This is a genomic window from Oerskovia gallyi (assembly GCF_014836745.1).
Taxonomy (GTDB): Bacteria; Actinomycetota; Actinomycetes; order Actinomycetales; family Cellulomonadaceae; genus Oerskovia; species Oerskovia paurometabola.
In genome coordinates, this window is record NZ_JACSQE010000011.1 from 1 (window position 1) to 10,827 (window position 10,827).

Below are 10,827 nucleotides of genomic sequence, written 5' to 3' on the forward strand. Positions count from 1 at the left end.
GCCGCCCCCGGACGCCGCTCAGCAAACCCCGACCACGCCTGACCAATCCGACCGAACATCACACACTCACTCTCACGGGAAAAGGAACGAACCGGACGAGCGCGTCAGCGCGCGAGCTCGGCCCGCATCCGACGGGTCGCCCGACGGTTGCGGAAGAACCCTGAGACCAGGGCCCCCGCCCCGCGGAAGAAGTGGCCGTTGACGATCGTGAGCAGGCCCTCGGCCATGTCCATACTCATCGCGCCGTTCGTCATCTTCGCGATCGCCCTGAACGGCATGCCGCGCAGGAACAGGAGGTTCAGGTCCGGGGTGCCCTTGGCCTCGGCCCGCGCGATCCGTCGAGCGAGCTCGCGGTAGGCGAACCGGGCCAGCGGGCTCCGTGCGTGCTCCATGTCCGACAACGGGCTGTTGACGCCGAGCGGCCCGGTCCCTCGGCCTCGCAGGGCGAGCGGACGGCCCAGGAGCGCGGCGAACGCCTCGTCGGACACGTCGGTCACGCGGCCGGTCCGGTACTCCTCGGGCAACGCCGGGACCGCGCTCGCGGCAGGGCCCGCGACGACGTGATCGGCCTCCAGGAGAACGGTCTCCACGTCGGAGGCCACGGCGAGCGTCCAGGCACCCCCCTCGGTCTCCCAGGTGCCCGACGTCGTCGAGAAGTGCCGGAACGTGAACCGGTCGAAGTCGATGCGCACCCGTCGGGACTCGCCCGGCGCGAGGTGCACCTTCGCGAAGCCCTTGAGCTCGCGCACGGGACGGTGCACGCCGTCGGCGTCCTGACGCCCGACGTAGAGCTGGGCGACCTCGGCCCCCGCGACGTCACCCGTGTTGGTCAGGGTGAACGTCACGCCGTCGGCGTCGACCGCGAGGTCGGCATAGTCGAACGTCGTGTAGCTCAGCCCGAACCCGAAGGGGAACGTGACCGGGACGCCGACCGTCGAGTAGTAGCGGTAGCCCACGTAGGGCCCCTCGCGGTACTCGGCGTCGACCCCTTCGCCCGGGTAGTACCGCACGTTGGGGACGTCCTCGAGCCGGACGGGGTACGTCTCCGCGAGACGGCCCGACGGGTTCACGGCCCCCGTGAGGACGCGCACCACTGCCTCTGCGCCGCCCTGACCGCCCAGGTAGCCGTGGACCAGGGCGCCGCACTGCGACAGCCAGGGCACCTCCACGACGGACCCGGCGCTCAGGACGACCACGATCCGGCTCGTGACCGAGGAGAGCCGCGCCAGCAGCTCGACCTGGCTCTGCGGCAGCCGCAGGTGGCTCCGGTCCTGCCCCTCCGACTCGCTGATCTCGTCCAGGCCCAGGTACAGCAGCACCACGTCCGCCGCGCGCGCCGCGTCGACGGCCTCCGCGACGAGCGCGGGGTCCGAGGACCCGCCGCGCGTGAAGCCCTGCGCGGTCGCCACGACCTGCAGGTCCGAGGCGCTCAGGGCATCCAGGGCCGTCGTGAGCCGGGTCGGGTTGACGACCGAGGAGCCGGCGCCCTGGTAGCGGGGCGTCCCGGCGAAGTCTCCGACGACCGCGACCCGGGTCCCCGACGCCAACGGCAGGAGGTGGTCCTCGTTGCGCAGCAGCACCGCGCTCTGCTCGGCGACGGTGCGCGCCAGCTCGTGGTGCGCGTCGAGGTCGACCTCACGTCCCGCCCCGCCGATCCGGCTCCCGAGGACCTTCATCTCCTCGACGCGCGCGTCGAGGTCGGCCACGTCCAGGTCGCCGCGCTCGACGGCGGCGACGATCTGCGCCGCCGAGTCCAGGCCCGGCGAGGGCATCTCGAGCGTCCCGCCGCGGCGGACCGCCTCGACCGCGTCGTTGCCGCCGCCCCAGTCCGTCACGACCGCACCGTCGAAGCCCCACTCGTCCCGCAGCACCTGCTGGAGCAGGAACGGGTTCTCGTTGGCGTACGTGCCGTTGATCAGGTTGTAGCTCGACATGATCGCGAAGGGCGAGGACTCACGGACCACGACCTCGAAGCCGGTCAGGTAGATCTCACGCAGCGTCCGCTCGTCCACGACGGAGTCGCTCGTCATGCGGCGCAGCTCCTGGCTGTTCGCCGCGAAGTGCTTGGGGCAGGCCGCGACGCCCCGCGACTGGATGCCCCGCACGTAGCCGGCAGCGAGACGCCCGGACAGGAGCGGGTCCTCGGAGAAGTACTCGAAGTTGCGCCCGCACAGCGGGCTGCGCTTGACGTTGAGACCAGGGCCGAGCAGGACGTCCACACCCTGGTGCGCGGCCTCGGCGCCGAGCGCCTCCCCGACCGACAGCGCCAGCTCGGGGTCCCAGCTGTTCGCGACCGTGGCCGCCGTCGGGAAGCAGGTCGCGGGCTGCGACGCACCCAGGCCGAGGTGGTCGGCCGAGCCCGTCTGCTTGCGGATGCCGTGCGGACCGTCGGACAGCCACAACGTCCGGATGCCGTGCCGAGGTACCGCCCGCGTCTCCCAGACGCTCTCCCCGCTGAGGAGTGCGGCCTTCTCGAGCGTGGTCAGTTCTTCCGTCATGGTTCTGCTTCCGTTCCCCCACGGAGGTCGTCTCTCATGGGTGCACTGGTGTGGTTCTGCACGCCCGACCGGTACGACGGGATGCGTTGCTCTGAGGCCAGGTGTCGCGGTCTAGCGCGCCGCCTCGGCGAGGGGCTCGGTCGGCGCGACGGCGACGTCGGCCGGCCCGGCACCCGCACCCCCGTCGGTCCCGGGCGTCTGCCTGAAGATGATCTTGAGGATCGGGAAGTACACGACGACCGAGATCAGCGCGTTGATGATCATCGTGACGAGGTCCGCCCCGACCTCCCCGGTGCTGCCCCAGCGCTCGACCATCCACTGGTAGATCGGTTCCTTGTAGAAGCCCTGCAGCGCTGCGGCCGCGAAGGTGATCACCACGTAGGCGACGAAGTACCAGGCGGCAGCACGCCAGATGTTCGTGTCCGACTTGAACGTGACGTTGCGCTGGAGGAAGAAGTTGATGACCTGGGCGATGAGCAGCGTGACCTGCACCGCGAGGAAGTACGCCAGTCCCCCGCCGCCGCCGGGAAGGGCACCCGCCGCGTAGTCGAAGAGGTAGAACGGCGAGCCGTCCGTGTTCGTGCTCACGGCGAGCGCCTGGAACGTCTGGTCCACGAGGGGCGTCAGGTTGAAGATCCCCTTGAACAACGGCATGAGCGCCAGCTGGAGCACCGTCATCCCTGTGCTCAGGAGCGAGAACATGATGAACTGCGCGACCGTGGGCCGACGCTCGGAGAGATCAGCCCAGAACGAGCGCACGGTCGCCTCCCCGGTGTCCTCGGGCCCGCGTCCGCGCGAGCCGGGGGCTCGCCCCGGGGTTCGCCCGGGAGTGGTCGCTGGACACGGCGTCGGCCCCGGGAGGGGCGGGATGCGTGCGTGGGTCCACTGGTGTGTCTCCTTCGACTGTCCACGAGCTGCCGCATGGTGGGATCGCCCCGCCTGCGCCGTCGACCGGGCGGACTCGGGCGACGTCGGAGTCAGTACCCACCTCCGCGGAGGGCTGCGACGTCCAGGTGGCCAGCGACGTTGGTGCCGCTGGTCGGTTGATAACGAACTCATCACAGCGCACACCTGACGGGGCGGGCCGTCGGTTTGCATAACCTGTCGGTTCTGACGCACAACCTGTCGCCCGGCCTGCCCGCGCCGTCGCGCGTCGGCCGTCGGCGAACGAGCAGCGGGGCGACGACCGCAGGGGCCGGCTAGATCGGGAGGTCGCCGACCCGCGTGGGTTCTCCGGGCAGCCGCGTCGCCGCGGGGGCGCGCAGCGCGTCGAGGACGAGTGCGTGAGCCCGGGTGTAGGCGTTCGCCGCGCTGGCCGTCCCGCGCGGCAGCCCCCGGCTGACGGCCGCCATGAGCAGGATCACGTCTCCGGTCGCGACGTCCGAGCGCAGGCTCCCCTCGCGCTGGGCGGCACCCACGAGCTCGTCGACGAGGTCGACGAGCTCGTCGCGGACGTGCACGAGACCCGCGTCGTGCGCACGGTCGGCGGACCCGGCCGTCGTCGGGGCGGCCGTCGTCGTCGGGCCGGTCGTCGGGCCCGTCAGCGGGCCCGTCAGCGAGCCCGTCAAGGTGAGGACGACGCGCAGCCGGTGCGACCAGCCGAGCGCACCGACGAGCGCTGCCCAGGCCGTGGGCTCACCGTCGCGTGCCGAGCGCATGTCGGTCAGGAGACCCTCGAGGGCGTCCTGCAGGACCGCGCGCAGAAGTGCCTCCCGGTCGGGGAAACGGCGGTAGAGCGTGCCGATGCCGACTCCGGCCTCGCGAGCCACGGTCTCGAGGGCGACGTCGGGGCCGACCTCGAGGAACAAGGACGTGGCCGCCGCGACGACCTGGTCGCGGTTGCGCTGCGCGTCGGCGCGCAGGACTGGCTCGGACATCGTTCCCCCTCGGTCGGCCTCTTCCGCAGCAGCGTAGCGCCCGCTACATTCACGATACGGAGGATCATCCTCCGGTTCTGTCGAAGCGCGAAGGCTGCGCGTGAGAGGAGGCCGCGATGGAGCGGTCGTGGGACGACGAGGTCGATGTCCTGGTGGTCGGGACCGGTGCGGCAGGGCTCTCGGCGGCGGTCGCCGCCTCCGACGCCGGCGCGAAGGTCCTTCTGGTCGAGGGCACGGACCGTTGGGGCGGTACGACGATGCGCAGCGGAGGCGGGCTGTGGATGCCGGCCAACCCGCTCATGGCGCGCGACGGCGTCGAGGACTCGGTCGAGAAGGCGCTGACGTACCTCGACGCGGTCGTCGAGGACGCGGGCCCCGCCACGTCGCCCGCGCGCAAGCGGGCCTTCGTGGAGGCAGTGCCTGAGGTCGTCACGAGCCTCGAGAAGCACGGCGTCCGTTGGGTCCGCGCGACCGACTACCCCGACTACTACCCGGAGCAGCCCGGCGGGATGGTCGGACGCAGCATCGAGGCCCAGGCCTTCGACACCCGTCGGCTCGGCACGTGGATCAAGTACTCCCGCATGACCGACGGCGGGATGCCGCTCCCCCTCCGGACCGACGACGTCTGGCTCCTCGCCCGGGCATGGTCGTCGCCGGGGGGCTTCGTCCGCGGTGCGCGCTTCGTGGGTCGCACGCTCGGCTCCCTGGTGCGCGGGCAGCGTCCCGCGGGCATCGGCGCGGCGCTCGTGTGCTCGCTCATGCAGGTCGTCCGCACCCAGGGCACTCCCGTCCTGCTGAGCACCCCTCTCGTCGAACTCGTGGTCGAGGAGGACGCGGTCGTCGGGGCGGTGCTCGGCGGACCGACGGGGCAGCGGACGGTCCGGACCCGGGGAGGCGTGGTCGTCGCGGCCGGCGGCTTCGCGCACCGCACCGAGTGGCGCGAGAAGTACCACGGGGTCCCGGGGTGGAGCGCGGCCGCGGGCGGCGACCTCGGCACCGGGATCGAAGCAGGGGCGGCGGTCGGCGGGGCGCTGGCCCTCATGGACGACGCGTGGTGGGGGGCCGGGGTCGCCAACGACAGCGGGATGAACGGCTTCGTGCTGAGCGAGCGCAGCATGCCGTACAGCATCGTGGTGGACCAGCAAGGTCGGCGATACACCAACGAGTCGGCGAGCTACATCGACTTCGGGCACGCGATGCTCGAGCGCGACCGCACCGCGCCTGCGGTCCCGTCCTGGCTCGTCCTGGACTCCCGGGCGCGCCGGAGGTACCTGTTCACGATCGCACCGTCAGGCACCAAGAAGCTCGAGAAGGCCGGGACGCTCGTCGTCGCCGACACGCTCGAGGACCTCGCCCGGCTGCTCCACATGGAACCCGTGCACCTCACCGCGACCGTCGAGCGTTTCAACGGATTCGCGCGCTCGGGCGTCGACGAGGACTTCCACCGGGGCGACTCGCTGTACGACCGCTACTACGGCGACCCCGGCGTCAGGCCCAACCCGAACCTCGGCGCGATCGAGAAGGGACCGTTCACGGCCGTGAGGATCGTCCCGGGTGACCTCGGGACCAAGGGCGGGCTCCTCACCGACGAGCACGGCGCGGTCCTGCGCGAGGACCTCACGCCCGTCCCAGGGCTCTACGCCGCGGGCAACTCGACCGCCGCGGTCATGGGCCGTACCTACCCGGGTCCTGGCTCGACGATCGGGCCGGCCGTCGTGTTCGGCTATCTCGGTGCACGCCACGCCGCGTCGCGCGCGGTCGTGACGGCAGCACCCTGACGAGGGACGGTGTGCTTCCGCCTCCCCGCGGGAGCACACCGGCGCCCCTGTCCGGACGCGCACCCCGGCGCTCGGGACGGGACCTTGTGCCCTGGCGAGCAGGGCGGGGCAGGTGTGGACTGGAGGGTCCCCCACCCCCTGAGGAGTGCCACACCCATGCCCGACGCCGACCGTCCCGATCACGCTCCTCTCGCTGCGGGCTCACCCGGGGACCTCGGCGCCACGGGGAGCCCGGTACGCACCGTCGTCTACTTCTACTCGTCGGCGTCGGGCATGGTGCGCTCGTTCGCGCACCGCCTGGGCCGCGAGGTCCTCGACCTGGGTGACCGCGAGGTCCGCCGCTCCGTCCCGGACGGGCCCTGGGTGCTGCTCACGCCGTCGTACAAGACGGGGAACGTCGACAACGACACCATCCCCGAACCGGTGCGCCGCTTCCTCGCGAGCCCGCTCACACGGCGCCGTCTGGTGGGGGTCATGGGGTCGGGCAACAGGAACTTCGGCGAGCACTACCAGGCCGCGTGCCGTCAGATCGCCCGGACCTCGGGGCGCCCCGTGCTCTTCGAGTTCGAGCTGCAGGGGACGACGTGGGACGTCGAGGAGGCGCGGCGCGTCCTCGACGACCTGGACAGGGCGCTCGGCGTCGAGCACGCGAGGCGCGAGGCGGCTGCACAGGCCTAGCCGGGAGCGGTCCGACCGGGGGAAGGCCGCGGGGCAGCACGGCACCGGCGCCTTCCGGGGACCCCCTGCTCCCCCGGAGGCGCCGGGCGGTCGCACTCGGACGGGACGCACGACCCCCAAGGCCTCGACCGTCACGAGCGCGACATCCGTACTCTACTGAGAGCACTGCGACGCGGGAGGCGAAGTTCCCGTAGATGAGAGAGCTCTCATGTGAACTGCACCACACGTGCGCAGGGGCCGCACGATGCCGTCACGAGCGGGCTCCCGCCCACCGCCTCGACGCCGGCCTTCCACCGGACGGTTCGACGCCACGTCCCACCGTCGAGCCCACCTGGTCCCACCCGCTACCACCACACCGCTGCTCCTGGGACAATCGACTCGTGACGACACAGGAGACCCCCCCGGGCGAGCGGCTCAGCCGCGCGTTCCAGCACCGGCTGAACGAGCTGTTCGCGAACAGGCAGCGCGCCGGACGCGGCGCGACCAACCGCGAGGTCGCGACCTGGATGACCGAGCACGGCTACGCCGTGAAGGAGGCCTACCTGAGCGCGCTGCGCGGTGGCCACCGGACCTCGCCCTCGCTGCGCATCATCGAGGGCCTCGCGGCGTACTTCGGTGTCGAGCCCAAGGACCTGCTCGACACCGGGGAAGACCCCAAGAAGGAGCTGCGCCTCGCCCTCACCGACCACGGTGTCGAGGCCTTCGCGATGCGCGCCGAAGGGCTCTCGGCGGAGAACGTCCGCGCGGTGACCCAGCTCCTCGACCAGATGCGACGCATGCAGTCCCTGCCGGCGGTCGACCCCGACGACGAACCGTGACCGACCATCGCGCCTGGCTCACCGACGCCGGCCTCGACCGCGCACGCAGCATCGACGAGGCGCGCGCGATCGTCGCGACCCGGCGCGGGCGCCCCGTCGACGTCGTCGACGGCCCGCTCGGCGAAGGCGTCTCGGGGATGTGGCTCAGCCTGCCGGACGGCGAGAAGATCCTCGTCAGCTCCGAGGCCGCCCTGTCCGCGCGCCACCGCCGGCACATCATCGCCCACGAGCTCGTCCACATCCTCGACGCGTGCGAGGACCCCACGGCCCCGCCCCCCGGCCCGCAGCGGCGCAACCGCTACGAGGACCCCGTCGAGCACCGTGCCGAGTCCCTCGCGAGCGAGCTCATGATGTCGATCGAGGCGACGGGTGGTGTCGCCCACCGGCTCGCCGGCATGGAGCGCTACCGGTGACCTACCTCGCCTTCCTGCTCTTCGCCGGGGCCGCGGTGTGGACCGCCCTGCGGCACCGCTCACACCTCGACGGCGACCGCGCGCTCACCTGGGGCCTGGGCCTCGTGGCTGCGGCGTCCGCGCTGCGGATCGACGCCGTGGAGTCCTTCGTGCTGACCAGCGCCCCCGCCGGGCTGCACGAGCTCGCCAAGCACGCGCTGCTCGTCGCCGGCTGCCTGTGCATCGCGGCCTGGGTCCAGGGGACCCAGGGCCGGCGTCCTCGTCCCCGCTTCGTCGTCACGGGCGTGGTCGGCGTCGTGAGCGTGCTCGTCGTGGTCTTCGTCCTCAACGGGCCGTGGGAACGACGGGACTTCGACTTCCAGACCGCGGGCAAGCCATGGATGGCCCTCTACTGGGCCGCCTACTACGGCGCGTTCCTGTGGGCCACGGCCACGTTCGGCGTCTCGACCCTCCGGGCCCGGGGCGAGCGACCGCGCGGTGGCCGGTGGGGCATGGACCTGGCCGCGGCCGGAGCGTTCGTCGGCGTCCTGTGGGCGCTGCTCAGCGCCGTCAACATCGTCCTGCAGGAACCCGACGGCGTCGAGCAGTTCCGCGTCCTGGGCATCCGCACCCGATACCTCATCGCGACGTCGAGCGTCCTGCTCACGATCGGGATCATGGGACACCTGCTCACGGCCGCCCGGACCCGGCGCCGTCGGCGCGCGGACCTCAGCGCGCTGCACGCCCACCTCGTCGACACGGTCGCCGAGTCCCGGCTGCCCGCCGTCCGGCCGGAGGTCGCGGAGTACCACCGCACGATCGAGATCATGGACGCGCTCGCGACCCTCGCCCGGTACTCCGAGCCGCAGGACGCGGCGCGGGTCCGCTCCCTCGTCGGCGAGGCTCCCGAGCCCGTCCTGCGCGCCCTGCAGATCGACGTCGCCGCGACCCGCCGGGGGATGGACGAACGCCCACCTGTCCCCGCCGACTGGAGCGACTGGGTCACCGACGACGACGCGCTGCGAGACCTCGGCCGGGCGTTCCGGGAGCAGACCAGCGAGCGGCGCGAGAGCGTCCTCGTGTCCGTGCTCGGGTACGACGGGCGAGAGGGCTCGCCGCTCCCGCGGAGCAACGAGCGCGACGACCACCACTGACCGCGACCGCACACCGCCCGCACACCGGAGAGCCATGCCCCACCCCGTCCCCACCGCGCCGTCGGCCGAGCAGGCCTCGGACGCCACGGCGCGCGTCCCCCGCTGGGCCGTCCTCGTGACCGAGGTGCTCGCCCCCGGCTACACGGTCGCCGCGCTCGTGCTCGCGACCGCGCTGTACGCCTCCCCCGGCGTCTCGGGCCTCCGCCACGTCGCCCTCGCCGTGCTCCTGTGCGGCGGGCTGCCCTACCTGTTCGTGCACGGCCTGGCCCGCCTGCGGGTCCTCGAGTCGCGACACGTGCGTCCCCGCGCCCAGCGCCTGGTCGTCTTCGCCGGGCTGATCGTCATCGAGGTCACCGCGATCCTCGTGCTGCACGCCACCGGGGCGCCTGCTCTGCTGATCCAGCTCCTCACGGCGTACCTCGCGGGGGTCGTCGCGCTCGCCCTCGTGACCCCGGTCGTGCGGGCGTCGGTGCACACGGGCGTCTTCTCCGTGGCGGCGGGCGTGGCGACCGCGCTGTCGTGGTGGCTCACGGCCGGCCTGCTGGTCGTCGCAGCGGTCGTGGGCCTCGCCCGGCTCGGCGTGCGCGACCACTCCCGCGCGGAGGTCGTCACGGGACTCGTGCTCGGCATGCTGGTGGGCGCGGTCGCAGCGGCCCTGCTCGTCGGCTGACGACCGACCCGTCCCTTCACCCGGGGGCGAGCGGCGCCGTCGGGCAGGAGGAGGGGGAGGCACCGAAGGACGCTTGACGGCCCGGCCCTCAGGGGTGATCCTCGATCCATGCCGACGACGCCCGCTCACCGCCCGCACGCCGCTCCCGCGCGACCTGCCCGGCGACAGCAGGGCCTCCCGTCGCGGCGACCTCACCCGGACCGATGACGGCCGCGCTCGTCGCGGGCCTCGTCGCCGGGTACGCGATCGCGATCCCCGTCGGCGCCATCGCGGTCTACCTCGTGACGCTCACGGCGCGCACGCGTTTCACCGTGGGCGCGGCGGCGGGCCTGGGCACGGCGACCGCGGACGGCGTCTACGCGACGATCGCCGTGGTCGCGGGCGCGGTCGTCGCGCCGTTCGTCGCGTCGATCCGCACGCCGCTCACGTGGGCGTCGGTCGCGGTCCTCGTGCTCCTCGCGTGGCGCACGGTCCGCCCGGCTCTCCAGCGCGTCGTGCCCGACGGCGCCACGCCCCGCCCGGCGACCAGCGACACCACTCCCGTGCGCGCCTACGCGACGCTGCTCGGGCTGACGCTCGTCAACCCGGCGACCGTCGTCTACTTCGCCGTGCTCGTCGCGGGCGGGGCTCTCGGTCCCGACGCGACCGGGCCCGAGCGCGCCGTGTTCGTCGCCGCGGCGTTCCTCGCCTCCGCGAGCTGGCAGCTGGTCGTCGCGGGCGGCGGCGCGGTGCTCGGACGCGCGCTGACCGACGACACGGGCCAACGGGTCACCGCGGCCGTCGGCGGGCTCGTGATCCTCGGCCTCGCGGTGCACCTCGCGCTCGGGGCCTGACGGTTCGTGAGCCGCCAGCGCGCGCCGGTCCGCACCGGGCGCACCGCCCGACCGCCCAGGGCGAGCGCCGCCGTCGGGCAGGAACGACGAGGCCCCCGGGGGGGGGGGGGGGGGGGGGGGGGGGGGGGG

At 73.0% G+C, this 10,827-nt stretch carries 10 protein-coding genes; 7 read left to right on the forward strand and 3 right to left on the reverse strand.

Annotation, left to right across the window (positions count from 1 at the left end; genetic code table 11):
* Nucleotides 1–104 precede the first annotated feature (104 nt).
* From H9640_RS13705 to H9640_RS13715, 3 genes are all read right to left on the reverse strand, one after another.
* Nucleotides 105–2,498: a glycoside hydrolase family 3 C-terminal domain-containing protein gene (locus H9640_RS13705; protein WP_191791270.1), complete on the reverse strand. Its 2,394-nt coding sequence runs from the start codon at nucleotides 2,496–2,498 to the stop codon at nucleotides 105–107.
* A 111-nt stretch (nucleotides 2,499–2,609) separates the two neighbouring features.
* Nucleotides 2,610–3,257 (reverse strand): hypothetical protein, encoded by a 648-nt coding sequence (locus H9640_RS13710; protein ID WP_318243776.1) that lies wholly within the window; start codon nucleotides 3,255–3,257, stop codon nucleotides 2,610–2,612.
* A gap of 440 nt (nucleotides 3,258–3,697) precedes the next feature.
* The gene (locus tag H9640_RS13715) at nucleotides 3,698–4,375 is read right to left on the reverse strand and encodes a TetR/AcrR family transcriptional regulator (RefSeq protein WP_191791271.1); all 678 of its coding nucleotides are present in this window, start codon (nucleotides 4,373–4,375) and stop codon (nucleotides 3,698–3,700) included.
* 116 nt (nucleotides 4,376–4,491) lie between these two features.
* Between H9640_RS13715 and H9640_RS13720 the strand changes: the two genes are divergently transcribed.
* The 7 genes from H9640_RS13720 to H9640_RS13750 all read left to right on the forward strand — a co-directional run bounded on the left by H9640_RS13720 (nucleotide 4,492) and on the right by H9640_RS13750 (nucleotide 10,698).
* Entirely contained in the window at nucleotides 4,492–6,153 is a 1,662-nt protein-coding gene (locus H9640_RS13720; RefSeq protein ID WP_191791272.1) for an FAD-dependent oxidoreductase, read from the forward strand.
* 156 nt (nucleotides 6,154–6,309) lie between these two features.
* Nucleotides 6,310–6,831: a class Ib ribonucleoside-diphosphate reductase assembly flavoprotein NrdI gene (gene nrdI / locus H9640_RS13725; protein WP_191791273.1), complete on the forward strand. Its 522-nt coding sequence runs from the start codon at nucleotides 6,310–6,312 to the stop codon at nucleotides 6,829–6,831.
* A 380-nt stretch (nucleotides 6,832–7,211) separates the two neighbouring features.
* A complete protein-coding gene (locus H9640_RS13730; RefSeq protein WP_191791274.1) occupies nucleotides 7,212–7,649 on the forward strand; it encodes an XRE family transcriptional regulator in 438 nt (145 codons plus the stop codon).
* Nucleotides 7,646–8,062, forward strand: a complete 417-nt coding sequence (locus H9640_RS13735) for an ImmA/IrrE family metallo-endopeptidase (protein WP_191791275.1) — start codon at nucleotides 7,646–7,648, stop codon at nucleotides 8,060–8,062. Before H9640_RS13730 ends, H9640_RS13735 begins: the two co-directional genes overlap by 4 nt.
* The gene (locus tag H9640_RS13740; RefSeq protein WP_191791276.1) at nucleotides 8,059–9,195 is read left to right on the forward strand and encodes a DUF6545 domain-containing protein; all 1,137 of its coding nucleotides are present in this window, start codon (nucleotides 8,059–8,061) and stop codon (nucleotides 9,193–9,195) included. The genes H9640_RS13735 and H9640_RS13740 overlap by 4 nt, the downstream gene beginning before the upstream one ends.
* A 34-nt stretch (nucleotides 9,196–9,229) precedes the next feature.
* Nucleotides 9,230–9,865: a hypothetical protein gene (locus tag H9640_RS13745; protein ID WP_191791277.1), complete on the forward strand. Its 636-nt coding sequence runs from the start codon at nucleotides 9,230–9,232 to the stop codon at nucleotides 9,863–9,865.
* Nucleotides 9,866–10,068: 203 nt separating this feature from the next.
* Complete coding sequence (locus H9640_RS13750) at nucleotides 10,069–10,698, forward strand: LysE family transporter (protein WP_191791278.1); 630 nt, start codon at nucleotides 10,069–10,071, stop codon at nucleotides 10,696–10,698.
* The last annotated feature ends 129 nt before the right edge of the window (nucleotides 10,699–10,827 follow it).